The 24,445-nt window shown below is 72.9% G+C and carries 26 protein-coding genes and 1 tRNA gene; 18 read left to right on the forward strand and 9 right to left on the reverse strand.

The features are described from left to right. The first annotated feature begins 133 nt into the window (after positions 1-133). From ACFPZN_RS06260 to ACFPZN_RS06270, 3 genes are read left to right on the forward strand one after another with little or no spacing between them, the layout of a single operon-like run. Positions 134-958 (forward strand): helix-turn-helix domain-containing protein, encoded by an 825-nt coding sequence (locus ACFPZN_RS06260; RefSeq protein ID WP_378280830.1) that lies wholly within the window; start codon positions 134-136, stop codon positions 956-958. Further along, on the forward strand, positions 955-1,164 hold the full coding sequence (locus tag ACFPZN_RS06265) for a DUF397 domain-containing protein (protein WP_378280831.1): 210 nt from the start codon (positions 955-957) through the stop codon (positions 1,162-1,164). Before ACFPZN_RS06260 ends, ACFPZN_RS06265 begins: the two co-directional genes overlap by 4 nt. Before the next feature lie 55 nt (positions 1,165-1,219). Beyond that, positions 1,220-1,504, forward strand: coding sequence for a DUF397 domain-containing protein (locus tag ACFPZN_RS06270; RefSeq protein WP_378280832.1), 285 nt, complete (start codon positions 1,220-1,222; stop codon positions 1,502-1,504). A gap of 274 nt (positions 1,505-1,778) precedes the next feature. Here ACFPZN_RS06270 and ACFPZN_RS06275 read toward each other — a convergent pair whose 3' ends face one another. The 6 genes from ACFPZN_RS06275 to ACFPZN_RS06300 all read right to left on the reverse strand — a co-directional run bounded on the left by ACFPZN_RS06275 (position 1,779) and on the right by ACFPZN_RS06300 (position 6,842). Beyond that, positions 1,779-2,234, reverse strand: coding sequence for a hypothetical protein (locus ACFPZN_RS06275; protein ID WP_378280833.1), 456 nt, complete (start codon positions 2,232-2,234; stop codon positions 1,779-1,781). 389 nt (positions 2,235-2,623) lie between these two features. Next, positions 2,624-2,956, reverse strand: a complete 333-nt coding sequence (locus ACFPZN_RS06280) for a helix-turn-helix domain-containing protein (RefSeq protein WP_378280834.1) — start codon at positions 2,954-2,956, stop codon at positions 2,624-2,626. A gap of 139 nt (positions 2,957-3,095) precedes the next feature. Next, positions 3,096-3,488, reverse strand: coding sequence for a hypothetical protein (locus ACFPZN_RS06285; protein WP_378280835.1), 393 nt, complete (start codon positions 3,486-3,488; stop codon positions 3,096-3,098). A gap of 78 nt (positions 3,489-3,566) precedes the next feature. Continuing rightward, positions 3,567-4,550 carry a 2-hydroxyacid dehydrogenase gene (locus tag ACFPZN_RS06290; RefSeq protein ID WP_378280836.1) on the reverse strand — a complete coding sequence of 328 codons (984 nt, stop codon included), beginning with the start codon at positions 4,548-4,550 and terminating at the stop codon, positions 3,567-3,569. Continuing rightward, entirely contained in the window at positions 4,547-5,869 is a 1,323-nt protein-coding gene (locus ACFPZN_RS06295; RefSeq protein ID WP_378280837.1) for a glucarate dehydratase family protein, read from the reverse strand. The genes ACFPZN_RS06290 and ACFPZN_RS06295 overlap by 4 nt, the downstream gene beginning before the upstream one ends. 139 nt (positions 5,870-6,008) lie before the next feature. Next, positions 6,009-6,842, reverse strand: coding sequence for an IclR family transcriptional regulator (locus ACFPZN_RS06300; protein ID WP_378280838.1), 834 nt, complete (start codon positions 6,840-6,842; stop codon positions 6,009-6,011). Between the two features lie 143 nt (positions 6,843-6,985). On the opposite strand from ACFPZN_RS06300, the gene ACFPZN_RS06305 reads away from it, so the two are divergent. Beyond that, complete coding sequence (locus ACFPZN_RS06305; RefSeq protein ID WP_378280839.1) at positions 6,986-7,807, forward strand: hypothetical protein; 822 nt, start codon at positions 6,986-6,988, stop codon at positions 7,805-7,807. Positions 7,808-7,850: 43 nt separating this feature from the next. On the opposite strand, the gene ACFPZN_RS06310 is transcribed toward ACFPZN_RS06305, so the two are convergent. Then, positions 7,851-8,582, reverse strand: coding sequence for a choice-of-anchor P family protein (locus ACFPZN_RS06310; RefSeq protein WP_378280840.1), 732 nt, complete (start codon positions 8,580-8,582; stop codon positions 7,851-7,853). A gap of 83 nt (positions 8,583-8,665) precedes the next feature. Then, on the reverse strand, positions 8,666-9,451 hold the full coding sequence (locus ACFPZN_RS06315; protein ID WP_378280841.1) for a L,D-transpeptidase: 786 nt from the start codon (positions 9,449-9,451) through the stop codon (positions 8,666-8,668). A 191-nt stretch (positions 9,452-9,642) separates the two neighbouring features. On the opposite strand from ACFPZN_RS06315, the gene ACFPZN_RS06320 reads away from it, so the two are divergent. From ACFPZN_RS06320 to ACFPZN_RS06380, 13 genes are all read left to right on the forward strand, one after another. Continuing rightward, on the forward strand, positions 9,643-10,134 hold the full coding sequence (locus ACFPZN_RS06320; protein WP_378280842.1) for a phage holin family protein: 492 nt from the start codon (positions 9,643-9,645) through the stop codon (positions 10,132-10,134). Then, complete coding sequence (locus ACFPZN_RS06325) at positions 10,131-11,222, forward strand: DUF3618 domain-containing protein (RefSeq protein ID WP_378280843.1); 1,092 nt, start codon at positions 10,131-10,133, stop codon at positions 11,220-11,222. Before ACFPZN_RS06320 ends, ACFPZN_RS06325 begins: the two co-directional genes overlap by 4 nt. Continuing rightward, the gene (locus ACFPZN_RS06330; protein ID WP_378280857.1) at positions 11,219-11,479 is read left to right on the forward strand and encodes a DUF4235 domain-containing protein; all 261 of its coding nucleotides are present in this window, start codon (positions 11,219-11,221) and stop codon (positions 11,477-11,479) included. Before ACFPZN_RS06325 ends, ACFPZN_RS06330 begins: the two co-directional genes overlap by 4 nt. 8 nt (positions 11,480-11,487) lie before the next feature. Further along, a complete protein-coding gene (locus ACFPZN_RS06335) occupies positions 11,488-12,489 on the forward strand; it encodes a YihY/virulence factor BrkB family protein (RefSeq protein ID WP_378280844.1) in 1,002 nt (333 codons plus the stop codon). 53 nt (positions 12,490-12,542) lie between these two features. Beyond that, complete coding sequence (locus tag ACFPZN_RS06340; RefSeq protein ID WP_378280845.1) at positions 12,543-13,823, forward strand: HEAT repeat domain-containing protein; 1,281 nt, start codon at positions 12,543-12,545, stop codon at positions 13,821-13,823. 48 nt (positions 13,824-13,871) lie between these two features. Continuing rightward, positions 13,872-13,943, forward strand: a tRNA-Arg gene (locus tag ACFPZN_RS06345). A 1-nt stretch (position 13,944) separates the two neighbouring features. Then, positions 13,945-16,248 (forward strand): transcriptional regulator, encoded by a 2,304-nt coding sequence (locus ACFPZN_RS06350; RefSeq protein ID WP_378280846.1) that lies wholly within the window; start codon positions 13,945-13,947, stop codon positions 16,246-16,248. Positions 16,249-16,352: 104 nt separating this feature from the next. After that, the gene (locus tag ACFPZN_RS06355; RefSeq protein ID WP_378280847.1) at positions 16,353-17,168 is read left to right on the forward strand and encodes an SAM-dependent methyltransferase; all 816 of its coding nucleotides are present in this window, start codon (positions 16,353-16,355) and stop codon (positions 17,166-17,168) included. 25 nt (positions 17,169-17,193) lie between these two features. Next, a complete protein-coding gene (locus ACFPZN_RS06360) occupies positions 17,194-18,426 on the forward strand; it encodes an ADP-ribosylglycohydrolase family protein (protein ID WP_378280848.1) in 1,233 nt (410 codons plus the stop codon). Between the two features lie 104 nt (positions 18,427-18,530). After that, positions 18,531-19,958: an SPFH domain-containing protein gene (locus ACFPZN_RS06365; protein ID WP_378280849.1), complete on the forward strand. Its 1,428-nt coding sequence runs from the start codon at positions 18,531-18,533 to the stop codon at positions 19,956-19,958. A 58-nt stretch (positions 19,959-20,016) separates the two neighbouring features. Next, the gene (locus ACFPZN_RS06370; protein WP_378280850.1) at positions 20,017-21,027 is read left to right on the forward strand and encodes a LacI family DNA-binding transcriptional regulator; all 1,011 of its coding nucleotides are present in this window, start codon (positions 20,017-20,019) and stop codon (positions 21,025-21,027) included. Between the two features lie 58 nt (positions 21,028-21,085). After that, positions 21,086-22,006: a pseudouridine-5'-phosphate glycosidase gene (locus tag ACFPZN_RS06375; RefSeq protein WP_378280851.1), complete on the forward strand. Its 921-nt coding sequence runs from the start codon at positions 21,086-21,088 to the stop codon at positions 22,004-22,006. Continuing rightward, positions 22,003-22,911 (forward strand): carbohydrate kinase family protein, encoded by a 909-nt coding sequence (locus ACFPZN_RS06380; RefSeq protein ID WP_378280852.1) that lies wholly within the window; start codon positions 22,003-22,005, stop codon positions 22,909-22,911. The genes ACFPZN_RS06375 and ACFPZN_RS06380 overlap by 4 nt, the downstream gene beginning before the upstream one ends. Here ACFPZN_RS06380 and ACFPZN_RS06385 read toward each other — a convergent pair. Beyond that, a complete protein-coding gene (locus ACFPZN_RS06385; RefSeq protein ID WP_378280853.1) occupies positions 22,877-23,824 on the reverse strand; it encodes a nucleoside hydrolase in 948 nt (315 codons plus the stop codon). The genes ACFPZN_RS06380 and ACFPZN_RS06385 overlap by 35 nt on opposite strands. Positions 23,825-23,963: 139 nt before the next feature. Between ACFPZN_RS06385 and ACFPZN_RS06390 the strand changes: the two genes are divergently transcribed. Beyond that, complete coding sequence (locus ACFPZN_RS06390) at positions 23,964-24,404, forward strand: DoxX family protein (protein WP_378280854.1); 441 nt, start codon at positions 23,964-23,966, stop codon at positions 24,402-24,404. Positions 24,405-24,445: the final 41 nt, after the last annotated feature.

Here is a 24,445-nt window from a genome sequence, read left to right on the forward strand (position 1 = left end):
CTCGTGGTAAGCGTCACAGCTCCGGACTACGCTCAGCTACATAGCGAGCACCCCCCGAACACCCCCCGAACCACCCCCCCCACGAGGGATGAGAACCGCCCCTGATCCGTCCGCGACGCACTCTGGAGCCGTGATGCCACAGAACCAAGGCGACTTCACGCGAGACCCGCTCATTCGCGCATTCGGCGCGGTCCTTCGCGCCCATCGTGAAGCCGCAGGGCTTTCACGCCCTCAGCTCGCCGAGTCGCTTGGCTGCAAGCCCGGATGGATCGAGAAGATGGAGACCGGAACGAAGCCGTCCATTCTCTCGGCGATCGATCTCGATACGTTCTTCCAGATCAAAGAGAAGACGTTTCAGACGATGGCCGAGGAGATCGAGCAGACCGGAAAGCACACTGCCCCGCCGCCCGGGTTCAAGGAGTACGCGAAACGGGAAGCGAAGGCGAGCGAGATCAGGGGGTTCAGCGGCCTGCTGATCAACGGGCTGTTCCAGTCGGAGGGCTACGCCCGTACGATCTTGGAATCGATCGAGCATGGCGCCGACATCGATACTGCCCTGGCCGAGCGCATGGAACGCAAGGCGATCCTCGCCGGTGACGCCCCGCCGCGCGTCTGGCACACCCTCGACGAAGGGGCGTTGCGCCGGATCGTGGGCAGCAGGGAGATCATGCGTGAGCAGTTGCAGGCTCTTCTCGACGTGTCCGAGCACCCGCGAGCGATGATCCAGGTCGTTCCCCTCAGCGCGGGATATCACGCGGGGCTCGGTGGCGAATTCACCATTCTCGGATTCGAGGGCGGCGCGAGCACCGGCTACACCGAGTCGGCCGGAGTCGGGGTCCTGATCGAGCAGCCCGCCGGAGTCGCGGGGCTCCAGGTACGGTATGACTTGCTCAAGGGTCACGCGCTACCCGTCGGGGAGTCGCGTGCCTTGATCAGGACCGTGATGGAGGAGATATGAGCACGATGGACCTGGCGGCCGCTCAGTGGCGCAAGAGCAGCCGCAGCGACCATCAGGGCGGACAATGCGTCGAGGTCGCAGGGATCGCCCCCGTGATCGCGGTGCGGGACTCCAAAAACCCCGACGGCCCTAAACTGATCCTCGATGCTGCCGACTGGCGTGCGCTTACGCGTCAGATCAAGGCGAGCGAGCACGACCTGGCCTGACGGCCCCGCAGGGGGTCATATGGGACTGGAACTCGTCCGATATCAGGAGAGTCGCATGAACACGGACCTCTCGGTCGCCCGGTGGCGGAAGTCCAGCCGAAGCGACGAGCACGGTGGGTCGTGCGTGCAGGTCGCAGGGGTCGACCCCATGGACGCTCAGTGGCGCAAGAGCAGTCGCAGCGGTGGCCAGGGGGGCGAGTGTGTAGAGATCGCCAACCTCGCCTTCGTCATCGCTGTTCGGGACAGCAAGGACCCGGAGTGTCCCAAGCTGATCCTCGATGCTGCCGACTGGCGTGCGCTCGCGCGCCGGATCAAGGCGTGCGAGCACGACCTGGCCTGATCCCCCACCCTCCCGGCGAGCCCTCGGCCTGTGCCCCAGGTCGGGGGCTCTTTTTAGCGGATGGCGTGGAGGGGGGCGGTTCTCGGTCAGGGCTGTGAGGTTGGCGGCGATGTCGTGGCTGCGGCGCTCGAACGTCTTGGTCGTGTGACCGGAGTTGTGCGGCGTCAGCACGACGCTCTCCAGCTTCTCGAAGGGCATCGTGCTGCCGCCGCGGGCCTTGCCGTCGGTGGCGAGGCATGCCGGGGAGTGCGGCCCATCGGCTTCTCCGTCCGCATCACTTCTGCCGGGCGAAGAACTCGTTCGCATCGGGAAGGAACATGAACACCACGGCAGGGATGGTCAAGCACCAGCTGATCAACTGAAGGAGGCCCATCATGATGCCGAAGTCGCCTCCGGAGAAGTAGGTGCCGAGGTCGCCGAGGCGGATCACCAGGCCCAGCACCGCCAATACAGCCAGAGTGATTCGCGCCCAGTTCTTGCCTTTGCGCATCTTGGAGACGAACCAGAACCAGAGGGCGAGAAGCATCGACCCGAGAAACAGGCCACCGATCAAAGCACCCTGGACAAGGTCCCGATCTTCTGCGGTGAGGCCGTCTTCGCGGAGAGCGTTGTCCACCAGGGTGTCCATGAACATCAGGCTGACCAGGGCACCGATCAACCCGACGACGATGCCGGCGATCCAGAGTTTGAAGGAGGTCTCCACAGACTTCGACTCGGATTCGGTAGTCATACGTGACACCGTGCCGAGAACGCTCTCGCTCGCAACATAAGGTTTGTTGGGCTGCTTCCCGCCGGGCTGGGGCCAGGGTCGGGCTGCGAGACGGGACGGGCCGCACGGTAGCCGCGTTAGCCGCGCCGCGTGGCATAGAGGCGGTCGGCCCAGGTAAGTCGGTCATCGCCAACGTCTGAGAGGAATCCGGCGTTGACCTGTTGGAGAGAATTTGGTTCGGTGAATTCCTGCAGAGCAGTTCAGGCCCTGATCCCCGGCGCAGGGTGCGGACCCTGCCGCCGTGGGCTCCTGGACGGCACGTTGATCTGGAACCGGCGGTACTTGCTCCACGCGTTCCGCGAGTCCATCCCGCAGGCTTGAGGTGGACGGCCAAGGTACGGCGTGCGCGGTCAGGCGACCCGCCAGGTGCGGTCGCCGAGGGTGGCGACGAGGTCGAGGTGGCCGCCGAGGGCGGCGACGTAGTCGCGTACGACCTCGATGCCGGATACCTCACCATGCTCGATCTTGGAGATGCGGGCTTGGCTGACGCCGAGGAGGTCGGCGAGTTCGGCTTGAGTGACTCCAGCGGCCTTACGGATCTCCGCGAGTTGGAATCCACGGACGTAAGCTTCGCGCCGTTCACGGGCTGCGGTTTCTCCGGCGGCGCGTTCGGCATCACTGCGCGGGCCGAGGGCAGCCGCTTTCGCCTTGACACCGGACCACGTGCCGTATCCGGTACCCATCACCCCTCCTGTTCTTCTTTGAGCGCGATCAGATGCTCGGTGGGCCGGGGCGGCCTGGGGAACGAAAACGCCGTCGTGCCGCCACCTTCACCGACGCCCAGCCACGAACAAGAGAACCCGATCAATGACCGCTCTGCGCTTAATCGAGTGCATCGCCCTGGCCAAGCGCCGTGCGGACGGCCAGGCGTCCAGCTCGCCGGAAGCCGCGTTCGCCGGAATCGACTTCGTGCCAACGGGCGTCAGTAAGCGCGACCTGAACGGCCAAAGCGTCGGGGCCTGCCTGCGGCAGCGGCTTCTCCCACTCGTAGTCGACGTCGCCGAGCAGTTCACGTCTGATGCCGTCGGCCACGGCCTCGGCGAACTCGGGTGGAAGATCCGCCTCGTCGACAAGATTGACGAAGTCGAATTCGGTCACGCCGTCCGGCAATGGTTCGAAGTCGACGGTGATGACGGCGAACGGCCCGCAGGCTCCGATGTTCTTGATGTAGCGGACGTGCACATCGCGCACCGCATCCACGAACAGGCTGGCCATCGACGTCCTTCTTCCACTCACTACAGCGCGATGAAGACCCTGTCCCGAACGGGCAGGGTTACCGCGCTTGCACCGAGGCTAACCGGTCTTACCCCGGAAAAGGACGACGTTGTGGAGGGGGCGGTTCTCGGCCAGGGCTGTGAGGTTGGCGGCGATGTCGCGGGCTCGGCGCTCGAATGTCTCGGTCGTGTGACCGGAGTTGTGGGGTGTCAGGACGACGTTCTCGAGCTTGTCGAACGGCATCGTGCTGCCGCCGCGGGCTTTGCCGTCGGTGGGCCACCACACGTCGATGCCCGCTCCGGCGATGCGGTCGGCGGCGAGCGCTTCGTAGAGGGCGTGCTCGTCGATGACCGGGCCGCGTGCCACGTTGATCAGGAGCGCGGTGGGACGCATCAGGTTCAGCTCGGCGGCGCCGATCATGCCCCGGGTGTGCTCGTTCAGCGGGACGGTCACCACGACGATGTCCGAGGTCGCGAGGAGTTCGGGCAGCTGGTCGGAGGGCAGGACGCGGTCTAGGTGGAGGCCGTCTTCCAGGGGTGAGGCCGGGTCACGTCGTGTCGCTTGGACGCGCAGGCCGAACGCCTGCGCGAGGCGCGCCACCTCGCGTCCTGTTTCACCTAGGCCGAGGAGCCCTAGTGTTCGTCCGGCCAAGGTGTCGCCCAGGGGGAGAGCGGGGTCTGCGGAGACCGACTCCCAGACACCCTTACGCACCAGCCGGTCGCGCCGCAGCACCTTCCGGGACAGCATGAGCGCGACCATCACGACGTGCTCGGCGATGGAGCGGCCGTGGTGGAAGGTGTTGCAGACGGCTGTGCCGGGCGGGAGCGCGTCCAGGGCGATGCGCTCGTATCCGGCCCCGGTGCACTGGACGAGCCGCAGGCCCGGCCCGGCGGCGCGGGCCATGTCCTCGGTTAGGCGAGAGCAGACGATTATCTCGGTGCCGGGCAGGGCGGCGAGGAGCTCCTCCTCGGGGAGATCGGCGGCGAGTACGATTTCGTGCCCGCCGCCTTGCAGGATCGGCGCGAAGCGGGCGGTGATCGGGTCGGTGACCAGGACCTTCACCAGCGGGGCTTCTTCAGTTCGTAGGAGGGGTCGACGCGCTTCATGTAGCCGGTGTCGTCGCGGTCGCGGATTCCGCACTTCACGTACTGCTCGTGCAGTGCGGCCAGCCGGTCGCGGTCGAGTGTGACGCCGAGGCCGGGCGCGGTCGGGACGGCCAGGGCCCCCTCGCTGAACATCAGCGCGCCGTCGGCGATGACGTCCTCGCCCGGGTCCTTCCACGGCCAGTGGGTGTCGCAGGCGTAGGTGAGGGCCGGGGACGCGGCCGCCAGGTGCGTCATCGCGGCCAGGCTGATGCCGAGATGGGAGTTGGAGTGCATCGACAGTCCGAGCCCGAATGTCTCGCAGATCCCGGCGAGCAGGCGCGACCGGGTGAGGCCGCCCCAGAAGTGGTGGTCGGACAGCACGACCCCGACCGCGTCCCGCTTCACGGCGGGCTCGATGTCGGCGAAGCTCACCACGCACATGTTGGTGGCCAGCGGCATCGGCACCTTCCGCGCGACCTCGGCCATCCCCTCGACGCCCTCGGTCGGGTCCTCCAGGTACTCCAGGACGCCGTCCAGCTCCTGCCCGACCCGGATGGACGTCTCGACCGTCCAGGCGCCGTTCGGGTCGATGCGGAGGGGGTGGTCGGGGAACGCGGCGCGCAGGGCCCGGATCGCGGCGATCTCCTCGTCCGGCGGGAACACCCCGCCCTTCAGCTTGATCGCGGAGAAGCCGTAGCCGTCGATCATGCGGCGGGCCTGGGCGACGATGCCGTCGGGGTCGAGGGCGGCGCCCCAGGCGTCCGGCTCCTGGCCGGGGTGAGCGTCCCACTTGTAGAACAGGTACGCCGAGTAGTCGACCCGGTCGCGGACGGCGCCGCCGAGCAGCGCGCTGACCGGCAGCCCGACCGCCTGCCCCTGGATGTCCAGGCAGGCCACCTCGAACGGGGAGAGCACGGCGTCGGCGGTGCTGCTGTTGGTGACCATCCCGGCCATGCCGTGCCCGCCCGTCCCGGTGTCGCCGGCCAGGCTCGCCCGGACGCCGCGGGCCAGCGCGTTGAGGTCCCAGACGTCAGTGCCGGTGATCTCCTCGGCGGCGCGGCGCAGCCGGGCCAGGTGGGCGGTGTCGGCGTAGGTCTCGCCGAGGCCGGTGAGGCCCTCGTCGGTGCGGACCTCGACGATCGCGCGGATGGCGTACGGCTCGTGCACGCCCACGGTGTTGAGCAGCGGCAGGTCGCGGAACGCGACCGGGGTGACCGTGATCGCGGCGATCCGCTGGCGGGTCCGCGGTCCGGGAGCGGCGGCCTCGGGTGACGGATTCGGGGGCGGCTTGGGCATGGGGGCGGCACCTCACAACACCGATCGGCTCCAATGTCCGGCTACGTTAGCAGACTGCGTTTTTATATGTAGACGACGGTCCGGTATGTGGGCATGACGGAACCCCGGGCCGCGTGACCCGGGTTTCGGCCGTCCGGGGTCAGACTTCCCAGGAGTCCTCGGTGATCGGCGGGGCGCTCCGCTCGATCCGCTCCCGCGCCTCCCGCATCGCCGCGACGATCTCGGCCTCCCGCTCCGGGGTCAGCCGGGCCATCGGCACCGAGCAGCTGATCGCGTCCCGGGGCGGGCGGCCCTCCGGCGCGTACCGCAGCGCGAAACCGAAGCAGTGCAGGCCGAGGCTGTTCTCCTCGACGTCGACCGCGTGGCCGCGCTCCCGCGTCCGCTCCAGGTCGGCGTCCAGCGCGCCCCGGTCGGTGATAGTGCGGGCGGTCGAGGCGACCAGCTCCGCCGGCACGTGCCGGTCGAGTTCCCCGCCGTCCCGCTCGGCCAGTAGCGCCTTGCCCAGCGCCGTGCAGAACGCGGGCAGCCGCCGGCCCACCCGGCTGTAGGGGCGCAGGTACTGGCTCGACTCGCGGGTGGCCAGGTAGACCACGTCGAACCCGTCCAGCCGCCCGAAGTGGAAGGTCTCGTCGAGCTTCTCGCCCAGCTCGTCCAGCACCGGCTTGACGATCCGCAGGTGCGGGTCGGTGTCCAGGTAGCTGGTGCCGACCAGCAGCGCGCGGATGCCGATCCCGTACATCGTCCCGGAGGCGTCGGTGCGCACCCAGCCGTGCTTGGTGAGCGTGCGCAGCAGCGCGTACAGGCTGCTGCGCGGCACGTTCAGCGCCTCGGTGAGCTCGCGCAGCCGGGCGGGGCGGTTCTGCCGGGACGCCAGCAGCTCCAGCAGCTCCAGGGTCCGCGCCGCGGACTTGACCTCGCGCACGCCGGAGGTCCTGTCGTCGATGCCCGGTGACTCGTCGGACGAAGCGGCCATGGTGCGGGCCTCCAGAGATCCAGCGGAACGGATACTTGGGACGTGGTGGATGGAACCCGTTATAGAGCCGGGGGTCGCGCCAGCCTAATAGATGGGGAGGCGCTGTCTACATTCGGAGAAGCTCCGGAGGAGGGTGGGACACGATGGACGATCTTCCGGGCGGAGGGGTTCGGTTCGAGGTCCACGATCCCGCGCCGCCGCGGCTCCGGGTCGAGATCGCGGCGCCCGGCCGGTTCTGGCTCCGTCAGGACGACCGTCCCGTGCTGCTCGCCCACGTCGAACGCTCGCACTACGGCGTGCACTACATGCGCCTGGACGGCCACACCCCCGTACTGCCGCCCCTGACCGCAGCCGAGGCGCGCAGGGAGCCCTCCTGGCCGCACCACTACGTCACCTGGCTCGCCCAGGGACCCGGCCCCCTGCACCCCGGATGGTGGACGCTCCAACCCTGGCGCCCGCCCGGTCCACTGGAACTGGCGGCCGAGCACCCGTCGGGCTATCTGGACTGGTTCGCGGGCTGGAACGGGATCGTCCCCCTGCGTCCTCTGCCCGAGCCCGGGAACGGCCGCGTCAAGGCCCACCGCAAGCTCGTCCGGGACGGCCTGCTGCCGCCGATCCTGCTCTGGTGGGTCAGCGGCCTGGACGGCTGGGTCCTCCTGGACGGACACGCCCGCCTCGCCGCCGCCCTGGCCGAGGACACGATTCCGCCCGCCCTGGCCCTCGCCCTGGGGCCGTCCCCGTCCCAGGTGGACGAGATGGTGGAGTACGCGCAGCGCGGCCAAGCCCTGGTCGAGGCCCAACTCGACAAGGAAAGTGCCAGGCGCGCAAAGCAATGGCACTTCGCCGACGTGTACGCGGGCATCCCCGGGGAGAGGCTGCGCACCCGCGCGTGGCCCCTGCCCGAAGGCGGCTCCGAAGCCTGGCAACGGGCCGCACCGCCGGGCTGGCCACCGCCCGACGACTGAAAAGGGGCCCGCGCCGGACGGCGCGGGCCCCTCGAACCGAACGTCAGCCGGTCACCGGCAGGTCACCCGGAACGGGCGTCGGCGCCGGGGCCTGGCCGGGCGGGGTCGCCGACGGCGGGGTGGACGGCGACGGCGCCGGCTGCTCCGGCTTGCCCGGGTCCGACGGGCCGTCCGCGCCCTTGCCGCAGGTGGCCGAGGCGATGCTGATGGTCTCGGTCTTGCCCGGGCCGAGCGGTAGCGTCAGCTCGATCGCGGTCACGTTGAGGCGGCCGTCGGGGGTGCGGGTCTGCTTGTTCAGCACCAGCGAGGCCGTGCCCAGCGTGTCCAGGTTCACCGACACGCCGCTGTTGGGCTTCGCCGCCGCATTGATCGTCTTGCCGTTCAGCTGCACCTTCACCAGCTGGGACCGGCCCTCGCCCTTCACGCACTTGGCGGTGACCAGGCTGGCCGTCAGGTGCGCCTTGGGCACCTTCAGGTCGACGACCGACGCGCGGGCGTGCGCCTTCCCGGCGGAGGCGTTCAGCACCCGGGCCTGCAGCACCGGGTTGGCCGGCACTTCGGCGACGCTGCGGCTCAGCGTGGACGGGCCGGCGGAGGTCACCGACGGGGTCGCCGGGATGGCCACCGGACCGGACGCGGCGAGGGCGAACGCCTGGCTGGGCGGGGTGGTGGCCTGGGCGGACGGCAGCGCCCCCGCCAGTGGCAGGGCTCCGGCCAGCGGCAGGACGGCGGCGCCGGCGATCACGGCGGCACGGGCAAGGTGCTTCACGCGCATGCATGTCTCCTTCGACAGGGGGCGGAGGGCCCCCGAGGGATGGGTAAAGCGGGGCGTTGCAGCGGGGAGGGCGGGGAGTCCCGTCAGTCGACGATCTCGACCGGGGTGCCGAGCGGAGCCTTGGACAGCCGGGTCAGCGCGTCCGCGGGCACCCGGACGCACCCGTGCGTGACGGCCTTGCCGAACACGTCCTTCTTCGGCCACCCGTGGAAGGCGACCGTCCCGGGGCCGCCGCCGAAGGTGTCCAGGGTGTCCGAGTGGGCGCCGACCGGAAGGATCAGCGGGCTGTAGGTGGCCTTCGGCGGAGCCAGCAGCGCCATCAGGAACGTCCGCCCCGTCGGGGTGGGCGTCTTGGCCTCGCCGACCGCGACCGTCCACGAGCCGACCTTGCGGCCCGACTCGGTGAGCGTCAGAAGGCGGTCGCTCACGTCGACCTTGACCGCGTGGGTGCTGCGCGCGGTCTCCACCTTGTCGGCCGCGCCGGGGATCCAGCCGGTGACGCGGTTGGGCCGGCTGGGCAGCAGGACCCGGTTCCACCCAGGCTTGCTCTCCACGACCGGCACCCACGTGGGCCCGCCCAGCTGCTTGTCCGGCAGCGTCGCCAGCGCGGGCCCGCCCGGCTGCGCCGACACGGGGAGCGGCGCCTTCGGGCGGACCACGGTGCCGTCGGTCTTGCCGAACGGCTCCTGGTCCTGCGGCAGACCCTTCAGGGTCGTGTACGTGGTGGCCTCCGGCAGTTTCCCGCCGCCCCCTTGGGGGCCGGCGCCGGACGCGGTGGTCGTCTTCTCACCCCCGCCGCATCCGGCCGCGAGCACGGCCGCGGCCGAGGCGGCCGTGGCGGCCACCGTGATCCTGCGTACAGGCGTCATCTCCAGCCCTTTCTCTCCCGCCGAGCCTTTCTGTGCCGACACATACGCACGAGGTGCGACGGGGGTTGCACGCTTCTCAAGAACTCTTCAAAGCGGCCCCCACGGGTTTAGGGCGGGTACAGGGGGAACGGGCTGAAAAGGTCCCGGATAACGCGCCGACCTCGGGCAAGACCACGGGAGGGGCTGGTTCGATGAGCACGGTACGGCCGCAGGAGAGCGGCGAGCGGACGGCCGGAGACACCGTCTACACGGCGCCCGCGCAACGCGTCCCCGAAGACGCGCCCGTCAGGGCCGCCCGCGGAGGCGAGGGCGTGGGCGAACTGGTGTCCCGCGCCAGCCAGCAGGTCTCCGAGCTGGTCCGGGCCGAACTGCGCCTGGCCGTGATGGAGCTCAAGGACAAGGGCAAGCACGCCGGAACCGGCGCCGGTCTGTACGGCGGCGCCGGACTGGTCGCCTTGTACGGCGTCGGCGCGCTCATCGCCGCGGTGATCGCGGCGCTGGCACTGGTGCTGCCGGTGTGGGCCAGCGCGCTCATCGTCGGCGCGGTCCTGCTGGTGATCGCGGCGGTGCTGGCGGCGATGGGCCGCAGCCAGACCAAGCGGGCCGTCCCGCCCAAACCCGAACAGGCCATGGACAGCGCGCGCCGCGATGTGGCGGAGATCAAGGAAAGGGCCCACCGATGACCCAGCAGCGCTCGCGTGACGCGGCCGCGCCGCCGTCCCCTGCCGGCCACCGTGCGCCGTCGGGGACCGAGGAACTGCGCGCCGAGATCGAGCAGACCCGCCGCGACCTGGGCGACACGGTGGAGGCCCTGGCGGCCAAGACCGACGTCAAGGCCCGTGCCAGGGAAACCGCGGACCGCATGAGGACGGACATGTCCGCCCGCGCCCGCCGGATGACGCGCCGAACCGGCCCAGGGGAGGATGCCGGTACCGCCGGAAAGGGCACGGCGGGCCGCCGGGCCGGCGCCGTCGCCGTGGGCGCGGCGGGCATCGCGGTCACCGTCCTGGTCGTCCGGCGGAGCCAGGCCCGGCAGCCTTCGCCGTGGCAGCGCATGATGACGACGCGCGGCCGCCGAAGCCTTGCCACCCGCGCCCGCGCCGCCGCCTTGGCCGCCATGGGCGCGATGGCGGCCAAGGGCGCCCTGTCCACCCGGGCAGGCCGCAGGGGCGGAAAGCATCGCATGGGCGCCTACATGGGGCGCTCGTCCACACACGCCCGCACGGGCGGTCGGCGCGGCACTCGCATGGGCGCGATGCCGAGCATGGCTTGGCGGGCTTACAGGGCGCGCCCACACACACGCGGTCGCGCCCGCACAGGCGGCCCGTTCGGTATGAGCGGGCGCGCTTACATGGGGCGGCCGTACACGTGGGCGCGTGCGCGCACGGGCGGCCCGTTTGGAGGCGCCCGCACGGGCGGTCGGCGCGGTATGCGCGGTGCTCGCATGAGCGCGATGCCAGGCATGGCTCAGATGGGATGGCCGTACATGCGCGGCGGCGCCCGCGCGGGCGGTCGGCGCGGTATGCGCGGCGGTCGCATGGGCGCGATGCCGGTCATGGCCGGGCGGGCTCAGAAGGGACGGCCGTACACGCGCGGCGGCGCCCGTATGAGCGGGCCGTTCGTCGTGAGGGGCGGCGGCGCGATGCCCGGCATGGGCGGGCGTGCCCGTACGGGCGGCCTGCCGGGCATGGCGGAGCGCATGCGCCGCAACCGGCGGCTGCGCGCCATGCTGGCGGGCAGGGCCCGCACCCGAGGCGGCCGGTGGCGATGACGCTGCTCTACAAGCCGCTGTCGCTGCTGATCAGCATGCTCGGCGGCATGCTCGCGGGCGTGGCGTTCAAGCAGCTGTGGAAGGTGGCCTCGGGGAAGGACGACGCTCCCGACGCGGACGACTTCGACCGCACCTGGCGCGAGGTCCTCGTCGCCGCCGCCGTTCAGGGCGCCGTCTTCGGCCTGGTCAAGGCGGCCACCCAGCGTGCGGGGGCGCGCGGCCTGCGCAGGCTGACCGGCCGGTGGCCCGGCGACTGAGCGCGCCGATGGCCGCCGGGAGGCTGCACGGTCCGCGGCTCTGGCGGCGGCACCGCGCGGGTGACGCCGGTACCGAGACCCCGGCCGGTACGTGGCCCGAGTCGTGGTGGGACGCGGGCAGGCGGACGCTGGGCGAGTTCAAGAAGGACGAGCTGAGCGACCGGGCCGCCGCGCTCACCTACTACAGCGTCCTGTCGATCTTCCCCGCGATGCTGGTGATCGTGTCGCTGGTGGGGCTGGGCGGCCGGTCGGTGTCGCAGTCCCTGCTCTCCAACGTGGGCGATCTGGCGCCGGGCGCGGTCCGCCAGGTGCTGGTGACCGCGCTGGACGAGCTCCAGGGGAGCCGCGGCAGCGCCGGCGTGGTCGCCGTGGTGAGCCTGGTCGCCGCGCTGTGGTCGGCCTCGGGGTACGTCGCCGCGTTCATGCGAGCGTCCAACGTCGTCTACGACGTCCCGGAGGGGCGGCCGATCTGGAAGACGCTGCCGATCCGCGTCGCGGTCACGGTGGTCACGCTGGTGCTGCTGGCCGCCTCGGCCATCGCGGTGGTGGTGTCCGGGCCGCTGGCGCAGCGGGCCGGTGACGCTCTGGGTCTGGGCGCGACCGCCGTGGCGGTCTGGAACGTCGCCAAGTGGCCGGTGCTGCCGGTGGTGGCCGCGTTCCTGGTCTCGCTGCTGTACTGGGCGGCTCCGAACGCCCGGCACGGGTTCCGCTGGGTGACGCCGGGCGGGGTCCTGGCGATCGTGCTGTGGCTGGCCGCGTCGGCCGGGTTCGCGTTCTACGTGTCGGGGTTCGCCTCGTACAACAAGACCTACGGCAGCCTCGCCGGGGTGATCGTCTTCCTGGTGTGGCTGTGGATCACCAACATCGCCATCCTGCTGGGCTGCGAGCTGAACGCCGAGCTGGAGCGGGGCCGTGCCATGGCCGCCGGTCATCCGGCCGGGGACGAGCCGTACGTGGAGCCGCGCGACACCCGCACCCTCGGCAAAGGGGGCGGACCCGAGGCGGCCTGACCCGGGCAACCTCCGGAGCAGCATGGACGTCTCCCCTGCGAGGGGGAGATGCGATGGGCACAGAGAAGCGGATCGAGTCCCTGGTGCGCGAGCTGGCCTCCGGGGACCCGTCACGGCGCGCCGCCGCGGCGAAAGGGCTCGGACGGATCGGTCGCCCGGAGCATGCCGCGGTCCTCGCGGCGGCGGCCCGGGACGAGGACGCCGGAGTCCGTGCGGCGGCGGCCATCGGGCTCGGCAGGCTGGCGGCGCCTGCGGCCGGGGACGTCCTGTTCGAGCTGCTGGACGATCCCGACGCGCAGGTGCGCCGCCGGGCCGTGCTCGCCGCCGACCGGCTGGCCCTGGACGGTCCCGCCTTCACCGCCGCGCTGGGACGCCTGCTGCGTGATGAGGAGTACCACGTCAGGCTGAACGCGCTGGCGGCCCTGGACCGGCTGCGGGAGCCCGGCGACCTCCCGTCGCTGGTGGAGCTGCTCGACGACCCCGTCCAGAAGGTGCGGGAGTGGGCGGGCGTTCTGATCCGCGTGTTGCACTACCGAGGCGGGCACGCGGACGCGCTCGCGCCCCTGCTGGCACGTACCGCGCGATCCGGCCCCGGAAGGGCGCGCGCGGTTGCCATGACCTTGATCCCCGAGGATGAGCGGCCCGGTGTGGCGGTCGCCGGGCTCACCGCCGCCGAGCCCGAGGTGCGGGTGGCCGCGGTCGGTCTGCTGTCCAGAAGCGGTCGGCCTGACGTGCCCGAACGCCTGCTGGCGGCGCTCGACGCGGAACGCGATCCTGTGGCGGCCGGCGTCCTGATCGGCGCCCTGGGTTGGATCGGGGAACGCCGCGTTGTCGCGGGGGCCGTCCGATGGCTGTACGACCCGCACGCGGGGTTCACGGCCGCGTGGGCGCTGGGCGTGGTCGGCACGCCGGACGCGCTCCGGCGGCTCCGGACGCTTGTCGCACCGGGGAGCGCGCCGCCGCCGGGGGTCCGCGGCTCGGCCGCCACCGCACTGGGGGCGGCGGGCGACCGGCGCGACGCCGCGGCTCTGGCCGCCCTGCTCGTGGAGCCGGACAGCGACGTCCGGAGGGGGGCGCTGCAGGGCCTGGCCTCGCTGGACATCGTGGGGCCGCGGTCACGCCGCGAGCGCGCCGTCGTCCTCGAAGCGGTGCTGGGCCTGTGGGAGGCGGAACTGATGTCGGACCGGCTTCTGCCCATGTACGCCGCCATGGCCTTGCGCGGTTACCCCGAGCTGCGCCGCCCCGATGTGCGGGCGCGGCTGCGGCGGCTGGTCGACGAGTCGTTGGACGCGTCCCGGTCGGCGGCGGCCGAGCTCCTGGAGGGCACCGGCTGAAATGGCGTTGCACGGGGCTTTGGGCGGCTCGTACTGTTTGCGGCGCGGCAGCGTGTAGCTCAGCAGCAGAGCACCGGGCTTCGGACCCGGAGGGCGCGGGGGCAGAACCCGCCACGCTGGCATGGACGGTGAGAGCGCGGGCGACGCGACGGTGAAGGTGAACGTGCACTACCCGCACGCCCAGCTGGCCAAGGCGTTCACGACGGCCCTGACGCACGAGGACGAGGCCACCCGGCGGCGCGCCGAGGAGCGGTTCGAGCGCTGGCACCTGGTGTTGCAGGGCATGGCCGACGGGACGCTCACGATCGGTTCGCGCGAGCCCGTGTCCGGGCTGCCCGCGTGGGTGACGCCGAAGGTCGTGCGGGGCGGGTTCGCGACGGGGCAGGCCGCCGCAGAGGGGCCGCTGGAGCCGTACGAGACCGAGGCCGCCCGGCGCGCGGGCATTGCCGCCGAGCGCCGCGCGTTGTTTAACTACTACCTGACGGACGCGGGTCTGGCGGAGCTGTGCGCGTACCTGGACGAGGGCCGGTACGACGTCGCCCTGCCGGAGGAGGGCGCGCTGCTGGTGGTGGCGTGGCTGCTGCGCGCGGGCGACTCGGCCGCGGCGGTCGCCGTGCTGGAGGCGATCGAGCCGTTCGCCGACCGGCTGCGGTTCGCGCCGCGTCCGAGGCCGGCCGGTCCGCCGGGGTCCGGCGCGGGGGCGGAGGTCGTGCACCGGGCGAGCGTCGGCGACGTGCGGCAGGCGCTCGGACGGCGCGCCCCCAACCCGGCGGTCGCCGCGATGAACGAGGCGCTGGCGGTGTGGAACCCGTTCGCCGACGAGTTGCTGGCGCACTGGCTGGAGACCGCGGACCCGGAGACGGGACGGGTCGCGAGCCGCGTGCCGGACGATGGCTGGCGGGCGCGCGGCGAGGCGCTGCTGGTGCGCTACCGGGCGCTGAAGGCCGAGCACACCCTGTGCCGCAAGCACCGCAGGCCCAGGGAGAACCTGGCGATCCTTCGGTCGGCCCTGGAGCAGGTCGTGGAGGGACGCGGCGCGCCGGAGCGTCCGGGGCTGCTCCAGCACGCGGTGGACGCGATGGTGCGGCGCCGCGGCGCGCCGGGCACGGCCGTGCACGCGGCGCTGCGCGAGCAGCAGGCGGGGATCGCGGCACGGCCCACGCACCACGCGCTGGCGCAGGTCCTGGTCGGGCGGTTGGCGGAGTTGCCGGCGGACGGCGGTCTGGCGGATCCCGACCGGCTCACCGGTCCTGTTACGGCGGACGAGGCGCGCCGGTCGCGCGGTCTCGTCGCGGGTGCGGCGGTGCCGCCGTCGCTGCGCGCGGCGGTGGAGACGGCGACGGCCGCGCCCATCGGGACGCTGGTCGAGCGCGGCGTGGTGCCGTCCGCCGAGGTGATGGCGCAGCTGGTGCCGCAGCTGGTGGCGTGGACGACCGCGCAGTCGTACGTGGACGAGCCGCTGCGCGTCCTGATGGCGGGCGTCTACCGCGCGTTCCGTAACCGGCGCTCGCTGCTGCTGCTGAACCTGGAGCACCAGGTGCAGCTGACCGAGCTGCCGTGGGTGCGGGCGGTGCACGGGCACCGGAGCCCCGGCGGCGGCTTCGCCGACGGCGCCCGTACCGCGCTGGTACGGCTCGGGGAGCTGGCGCTGCAGGGCTTCCCGGGCACCGTCCTGCCGAACCCGCTGCTCAAGGAGCTGGGGGCGCTGGCGAGGGCGGCGGGCATCGATGTCCCGCTGGTGGAGGAGCTGGCCGCCGACATCTTCATGGGCGCCTTCTCCGGCAAGTTCCTGCGGGCGGCGCAGCTGGCCGGGGAGCTGCTGGAGGGGTCGCTGTACGCGCGGTACTACGGCATCGACTACGGCGCGATCCAGGGCGTCCAGGACACCACGTGGGTGCGCGGGTTCAGCGCGAACACGTCGGCGTCCTTCGCGGACCTGTGCGTCGCGCGGGCCGGGGCGCGCGGCCTCGGGGACTCGCCCGCGGTCAACGGCATGGTGATCGAGCAGGCGCAGATCCTCACCACGCACAATCTGGCGGCGCTGGTGCACCCGATCGGGGTGGACCCGTCCCCGGGCTGGGACGACCTGGCGCGCCGCGCGTTCGTGACGGCGTGCCGCCTGACCGGCCGCCTGCACAACAACCCGCGGCCGCTGGGCACGGTCAAGGACGCCGCGTACGCGTGGCGGCAGGCGGTGTTCTTCCTGGCGCTGTGCGGGCTGGAGGAGCAGATCGCCGTCGTCGCGTGGATGCGGGAGGAGACCGCGCGCCACCCGGCGCACGTCGGCGCGCGGCTCGCGCCCGCGCTGTCCGGGCTGCGGCACGTCCTGACCGGCGGAACCCTGGACGGCGACGCCCCGCCCGGCGCCCGCCGTTTCCTGGGGTGGAAGGGCGGCCGGCGGCACTGGATTCTGACACCGGCCTGATCGATTTGTGAGTTTTATTCAGATATCGACGCCTTCTCGGACTAGGCTGACCCCCGATTTTCCGGGGTGATCCCGGACCAACCCGTGACCGCGAGGGACCGCCGATGACCGAGGACAGGCCCGGCTGGCCGCCGCCGGAGCTGGACTTCAGCAAGCCGACGATCGCCCGCGCCTACGACGCGCTGCTGGGCGGCAAGGACAACTTCGCCGCCGACCGCGCCCTGGCCGACCACGCCTGCGAGCACATCCCGGGCCTGCGCGACTCCGCGGTGGAGAACCGCAAGGTGCTGGTACGGGGCGTGCGGTGGCTCGCCCGCGAGGCGGGGATCGACCAGTTCCTCGACCTGGGCAGCGGCCTGCCCACGGTCACCAACACCCACGAGGTCGCGAAGGCGGAGAACCCCGCCGCCCGCACCGTCTACGTGGACATCGACCCGCTCGTGCTGGTGCACGGCCGCGCGCTCCTCGCCGAGAACCCCGAGACGAGGGTGATCGTCGGCGACGTCCGGGAGCCGGATGCCGTACTCGGGCACGAGGAGGTGACCGGGCACCTGGACTTCGGCCGGCCGATGGCGCTGATGCTGGTCGGGATGCTGCACTACCTCTCGCCCGACATCGGGGACCGGGTCGTCGCCACGCTGCGGGACGCCCTCGCCCCGGGCAGCTACCTGTTCATGACCTCGCTGGTCGACACGGGGCTGCCGGCGCAGCAGGAGCTGGCGCGGATCACCCGGGAGAGCCTGGAGGAGGGCTGGGCCCGGACGCCGGAGGAGATCGAGCGGCACTTCGGCGATTTCGAGCTGGTCGACCCGGGCGTGGTCTACACGGCGCTGTGGCGTCCGGACGGGCCGGTGGACCCCGGCGCCCTCACCCCGGGCGAGCAGCTCGGCATGGCCGGGATCGCCCTCAAGAAGTCCTGACGGGCCCGGCCGTTAGGGTGGGCGCGTGGCCGCTCCGACCTATTCCCCCGACCACGGCCGGCTGTTGGGCTGCCTGCTCGGCGGGGCCATCGGCGGCGCCCTGGGCGCCCCGATCGAAGGCCGTTCCCTGGACGCGATTCGGGCCGAGTACGGCCCCGACGGCCTGACCGAGTACGCCGAGGGGAAGCACGGCCAAGGCACCATCACGGGCGAGACGCAGCTGATGATGCGGACCGCCCGGGCCGTCGTCCAGGCGTCGGTGCGGGCGCGCGCGAAGGGCATCGGCGGGGCCGTCGTCGGGCTGCTGCAGGCGGGCTACCTGCGGTGGCTGGCCGAGCCGGAGTTCACCGGCGTCCCGCCCCTGCCGCCGCTGCCTCCGCCCGGCACGCCGCCGCCCCCGCCTCTTCCGCCGCCTTCAGGGCCGCTGCCGTCGACCGGCCCGCCGCCGCTGCCGCCGTCCTTCACCGAGGCGCGGCGCAGCGTCGGCCGCAGCACGCTGGACGCGCTGCGCAAGGCCGAGGCGCGAGGCAAGCCCGGCCACCCGCTCGGCACGATGGACGACCCCATCAACGACTCCAAGGGATCCGGCGGCGTCGTACGGGTCGCCCCGTGCGGGTTCGGGGTGAGCAACGCGGAGGCGGCGTTCGAGCTCGGCTGCAGGGCCGCCGCGCTCACCCACGGGCACCCCAGCGGCTACCTGCCCGCGGGCGTCCACGCCGCCACCGTGTGGGGCCTGGTGCACGGCCTGGAGTTCGGCGAGGCGCTCGCGCTGGCACGCGAGCAACTGGCCGGACACGAGCACCACCAGGAGACCTCCGAGGCCCTCGACGCCGCGGCCCGGCTCGCCTCGGAAGGCCCCGCGACGCCCGAACGGGTGGAGACGCTCGGCCGCGGCTTCACCGCCCCCGAGGCCCTGGCGATCGCGGTCTACGTCATGCTGCGTGCCGCCGACGGCGTCCCGGAGGGCCACTGGGCGCCCTGGAAGCGGGACACGCTCTCCGGGCGCCACGCGCTGCTGCGCGCCGTCAACCACTCCGGCGACAGCGACTCCACCGGCGCCCTGGCGGGCAACCTGCTCGGCGCCCGGTACGGCGCCGCCGCGTTCCCCGGGCACTGGCAGGTGAAGCTGGAGATCCGCCGCGAGATCATCGACCTGGCGGCCGACTGCGCGCTGGAGTTCAGCCCCGACCCGCCGACCGAGCCGGACGGCTACGGCACGCCGTCGACGGGCTGGCTGATGCGTTACCCGGACGCCTGAACGAAATCACCGGATCCCCGACGTGCCAGGGCAAACCGGTTGCACGCTCCTCCGGGCGTCGGCAGACTCAGCGACGGTCGCGCGGCGACCGCGAGGAGGAGCCGATGAGCGGGCCGGACAACACCTATCTCCGCCAGGTCGTGGAGCAGCAGGCGGTGCTCGAGGACGACCTCAAGTCCCGGCGGGCCGCGGCCCCAGCCGCGGCACCCGCGCCCGGCGGCGCGGCGCCCGCGCGCGGCAGGCAGACGGCCCTGCGCAAGCGGGAGCGGGCCCTGGGCGGCGGAGGCCCGGGGCAGGCCGGGGGCCCCGCCGACCGGACCGCGCCCGGCCCCGTGGACGTGCGGATCAGCGGGTTCTGGCGGTGGAAGAACGTGCTCGTCCCGCCGAACGCGTTCGTCGTCCACACCCGGCGCGGCCGGGAGAAGCCGCTGCACATCGGGCTGGGCGTCTCGTTCCGGTTCAACCCCTCGACCGATTCGTTCCTGGTCGTGCCCGGCGCGACCCAGACCATCCTGATCAACGCGTACTGCATCTGCCGGGAGCTGCAGGGCGTCCTGGTGCAGGGCTACGTCCAGTGGATCATCCAGGACTTCGGCGTCGCCTACCGCAAGCTGGACTTCGGCGACGACGAGGACCCGATGCGGCTGGTGAACCTGCAGCTCAAGGAGCAGGCCGAGGCCGCGATCAAGGACAAGGTCTCCACCATGGGCGTGCGCGACGTGCTGAGCGACAAGCAGCCCATCATCGAGGAGCTCACCGCCCGGCTGCGCGCGGTCGCCGAGGGCGAGGAGACCGGCGACCAGGGCCTCGGGCTGCGGATCGTCACGGTGCAGATCAAGGAGGCCGTGGTCAGCTCGTCCCGGCTCTGGGAGAACCTGCAGAAGCCCTACCGGTCCGAGCAGGCGCAGATCGCCCGGCTGGCCGAGCTGCAGGCCGAGGAGGCGATCGGGCAGCGCGAGATGGCGGCCGGCCGGCTCAAGGAGACCCAGCGGCTGGAGTACGAGCGGGAGCTGGCCGAGCTGCGCTCCCGCAACGAGGCCGAGCGGTTCGACACCGACACCGCCGAGCGGCTCCGCCGCACCCGGCGCGAGCAGGAGAACGCCCGCGAGGTCGCCGAGCTGAACACCGAGACCACCCGGCACGCGCTGCGGATGGAGCGCGAGCGGCACGCCGAGGAGGCCGAGACCGGCCGCCTCCGCCTCGAACGCGAGCAGGAACTCAAGCGCCTCGAACTGGACGGCGACCTGTCCAGGGCCCGCGCCCGCGCGGAGGCCCACCACCAGGAGGCGCTCCTGGAGGTGGAACGGGCCCGCGCCCACGCCGCCATCGAGAACGAGCGCACCCCCGCCAGCGTCCAGGCCGAGCTGATCGGCGCCCTCCCGGAGATCGTGGAGAAGCTGCCGACCCCCGCCGAGGTCCGCTCGGTGAACCTCACCGGCACCGACCCGGGCAGCGTGGCCGGGCTGCTCGCCCAGCTCACCGCCGTGGTCGGGGCGCTGCGCGAGGCCGCCGGCGACGGCCGCGACCGCTGACCGGCCGCCGCCCGCGCGGCTATCATCACCGCAGGACAGAGGGCTGACGGAGGGTGTGATGGACGGCGCGGGACGGCGGGTCACCGCGGTCGACGTGGCGCGCCTGGCCCAGGTCTCCACCGCCACCGTCTCCCTGGTCGTGAACGGCAAGGCGCGCGGCCGGGTCTCGCCCGCCACCCGCGAACGGGTGCTGGCCGCCGTGGACGAGCTGGGCTACCGGGTCGACCCGGTGGCCCGCGAACTGGCCACCGGCCGCCGGCACAGCGTGGCCCTGGTCGTCCCCGACATCGCCAACCCCTACTTCTCCCAGCTGACCAAGGGCGTCGCGGACCGGCTCGGCTGCGGCTACCGGCTCTGCCTGATCATCGCGGACCCGTCCCGCGCCGGGCTGGACCGGATCGTGACGGAACGCGTGGACGGGATGCTGGCCGAGGCGCCCGCCGTCGACGTGATCCGCGAGCTGGACGGCCGGACCCCGCTGGTGGTGCTCGACCGGCCCGCCCCCGGCACCGACCACCCGTACGTGGGTTTCGCCCTGGCCGACGGCGCCACCGAGCTGGCCGACCACCTGCTCGACCTGGGACACACCCGGATCGGCTACCTCGACGCCGACATCGGCACGCCCACCTTCGAGTTCCGGCGGGCCCGCATGGACGAACGGCTGCACGCCGCCGTCGGGCACGGGTTCACGGGCCCGCTCGTCCGCTCCAGGACCGACATCGACGCCGCGGCCGAGGCGTTCACCGCGGCCTGGGACGACTGGCGCGCGGCAGGCGTGACCGCGGTCGTCTGCGCGGCCGACGTGCACGCGTACGGGGTCCTGCGCGCGGCGGCGAGGCTGGGCGTCCACGTCCCGGGTGACCTCTCGGTGGCCTCCTTCGACGACCTGCCCTTCTCGGCTCTGACCGACCCGCCGCTGACCACGGTGCGCCTGTCAGCGGGGGACCTGGGCTTCCACGCCGCCGAGCTCCTCCTCACCCTCATGCAGGGCACCCCGGCCGGCCCTCCGCCCCTCCTCCCCGCCACCCTCCAGATCCGCTCCACCACCACCCCGCCCAAGACCACCTGACCATCATGACCCGTTAAGCGCTTTACTTGACCGTGCTCGTCGGGCTAGCGTGCGGCCGGTGAGCCGCTCTACTTCCGTGATCGTGTCCGCCGAGGTCGCCGAGGCGCTGGCCGCCGGCCGCCCGGTCGTCGCGCTGGAGTCCACGATCATCGCGCACGGCCTGCCCCGCCCCCGCAACCTGGAGGTGGCGCTGGAGCTGGAGGACGGGCTGCGCGCCGCGGGCGTGATGCCGGCCACGGTCGGCGTGGTGGACGGTGATCTGATGGTCGGCCTCTCCGGGGCCGCGCTGGAGCGGATGGCGACCGGGGACGGCATCGCCAAGGCGAGCGTCCGCGATCTGCCGGCCGCGGTGGCGACCAAGTCCAGTGCCGCGACCACGGTCGCCGCCACCGCGTTCCTCGCCCGCCGCGCCGGGGTCCGCGTGTTCGCGACCGGCGGGCTCGGGGGCGTCCACCGGGGCGCGGGGGCCAGCTTCGACGAGTCCGCGGACCTGCACACGCTCGCCCGCACGCCGATCACCGTGGTCTGCGCCGGGGTCAAGTCGATCCTGGACGTCGCCGCCACGCTGGAGCGGCTGGAGACCCTCGGCGTCACCGTCGTCGGGTACGGCACCGACCGGTTCCCCGGCTTCTACCTGTCGGAGTCCGGGCACACCGTGGACTGGCAGGCGGACGACCCCGGGACGGTCGCGGAGATGATGGCCGCCGCCGACGGCCTGGGCCTCGACTCGGCCATCGTCGTCGCCAACCCGCTGCCCGCCGCCGAGCAGCTCGACCCGGAGCTGCACGACCGGATCCTTGAGGAGGCGCTGGCCGAGGCCGCCCGCGAGGGCCTGCACGGCAAGCCCGTCACGCCGTTCCTCCTCGACTACTTCCAGCGGGCGTCGGCGGGCGCCAGCCTGGAGGCCAACATCCGCGCCGTGCGGTCCAACGTCGCGCTGGCGGGGCGGATCGCGCGGGCGTGGTCGCCGGGCCGATGACGGTGCTGGTGGTCGGCGACGTCGTGGACGACATCGTCGTCCGGCCGCTGACCCCGGACGCCGCCGACAGCGACACCCCGTCCACGATCAGCGCCTGCCCCGGCGGGTCGGCCGCCAACCAGGCGGCGTGGCTGGGCGCGCTCGGCACCCCGGTGCGGTTCGCCGGACGCGCCGGGGCCGCCAACGCCGAGGAGCACGCGGCGGCGCTGGCGGCCTGCGGCGTGGACGCCCGGCTGGCGGCCGACCCGGGCGCGCCCACCGGCCGGATCGTGGTGCTGGCCCGCGGCGGGCGCCGCGACATGTACACCGACCGGGGCGCCAACCTCAACCTCGTGCCCGCCGATCTCCCGGACGCCCTCCTCGACGGGGTCGGGCTGCTGCACGTCTCCGGCTACTCGCTGTTCCATCCGGGCGTCGCCGCGGCGGTCGGCGACCTGATGCGGCGGGCCCGGGAGCGGGGCGTCGACACGTCCGTGGACCCGGCGTCGGCCGCGTTCCTGGCCCGCACGGGCGCCGCCGCGTTCCGCTCCTGGGCGCGCGGGGCCCGGCTGGTGTTCCCGAACCTGGACGAGGGCCGCCTGCTCACCGGCGAACACGCCCCCGCCGCCGTCGCGGACGCGCTGGTGGCCGACCACCCGGTGGTCGCGCTCAAGCTCGGCGCGGGCGGCGCGCTGGTCGCGGCACGGGACGGGACGCGGCTGCGCCTCCCCAGCGTCCCGGCCGAGGTGGTCGACCCGACCGGCGCGGGCGACGCGTTCTGCGCAGGTTTCCTGGCCGCGTGGGCGGACGGGCGGCCCCTGGACGACTGCGCCCGGTCCGCCCTCGGCACCGCCGCCCGCGCCGTGGCGTCCGTCGGCGCCCGTCCCCCGGCTACCGCGACAGAGTACGGATCGCGTCCAGCATGAGGTCCCAGAACCGTTCGGCGTCCAGGTGCATGGCGACCCGGGCGTTGGGGGCCGCGCCGGTCACGCGGTGCAGGTCGACGACGGTGGCGCCGCGCGTGTGCGTGCCGTCCAGCTCGACGGCCACCGGCGCCTCCACGGTCGTCACCACGCCCGGCTCGATGATCGCCGCGATGGCGACGGGGTCGTGGACGGGCGGGTCGGGCATCCCGTACACCTCGTCGTAGGCGCGCGCGAAGAACCGCAGCAGCCCCTCGCACGTCGCGGGCAGCGTCCCGCCGATGGCGCGCAGCCGCTCGAACACCTCGGGCGTGGCCAGCGCCTGGTGGGTGACGTCCAGCCCGCACATCAGCAGCGGCAGCCCGCAGCGCAGCACGCGGTCGGCGGCCTCGGGGTCGACGTACACGTTGAACTCGGCGAGGGGACGGGTGTTGCCGCGGCCCGCGGCGCCGCCCATGAACACGATCCGCTCGATCCGCTGGGTGAGGTCGGGCCGCCGGTCGAGCAGCGTGGCGACGTTGGTGAGCGGCCCGGTCGCCGCGATGGTCACGGGACGGTCGGCCTTCTCCAGCAGCCGCGCCATCACGGCCACCGCGCCGTCCTCCGCGAGCGGGACGGCGGGTTCGGGGAGGTCCGCCCCGTCCAGCGCGCTCTCGCCGTGGATGTCGGGCGCCGTGCGCTGCCCGCCGCGCAGCGCCCGGTCGGCGCCCGCCGCCACCGTGACGCCGTCGAGCCCGGCGAGCGTGCAGATCCGCCGCGCGTTCTCCGTCACCGCCTCCAGCGGCCCGTTCCCCGCGACCGTCGTGACGGCCAGCAGCTCCACCCGCGGGTGCGCGGCGGCCAGCAGGATCGCGAACATGTCGTCGTGCCCGGGATCGCAGTCCAAGATGACGGGAACCGCCCGAAGATCAGCCATAGGCCCATTGTGACCTGGGTGAACGGGGGGCGGAAAAAATCTTGAAGAAAAGTCCGGGGGATGTCGATCCGGGCGGGGGCCGCTCGACGCGTAGGTGAAAGCGCGCGACAGCGACCTACGCGAACCGGAGGACAGAACGATGACCGCTCTCACCCACACCACCGCCGCCGCCACCACCGACGTCCCCACCACCGGCCGCCGCCGTGCCGTGAACAGGGCGATGTGGACGGCGCAGATCCTGCTGGGGGCGTTCCTGCTGTTCGCCTCGGCGCTGCCGAAGTTCTTCGGGGAGGCCAACGCGATCGAGACGTTCGAGCTGATCGGCTGGGGCGACTGGTTCCGGTACGTCACCGGGGTCGTGGAGGCCGCCGGGGCGATCGGGCTGGTGGTGCCGCGGCTGGCCGGGGCCGCCGCGACCGCGCTGATCGGGCTGATGGCCGGGGCCGCGCTCACCCAGATCCTGGTGATCGAGCCGGCGTGGGCGGCGATGCCGGTGGCCATGGGCGTGATCTTCGGCCTGATCGCCTGGGCGCGGCGCGGCGAGACCAGGGCCCTGGTGCGCAGCCTCACCGGGCGCTGAACCCCGGAACGCCCGAGGACCCCGTGGACGATCCACGGGGT

The sequence above is a fragment of the Actinomadura rugatobispora genome, assembly GCF_042656285.1.
Lineage (GTDB): Bacteria > Actinomycetota > Actinomycetes > Streptosporangiales > Streptosporangiaceae > Spirillospora > Spirillospora rugatobispora.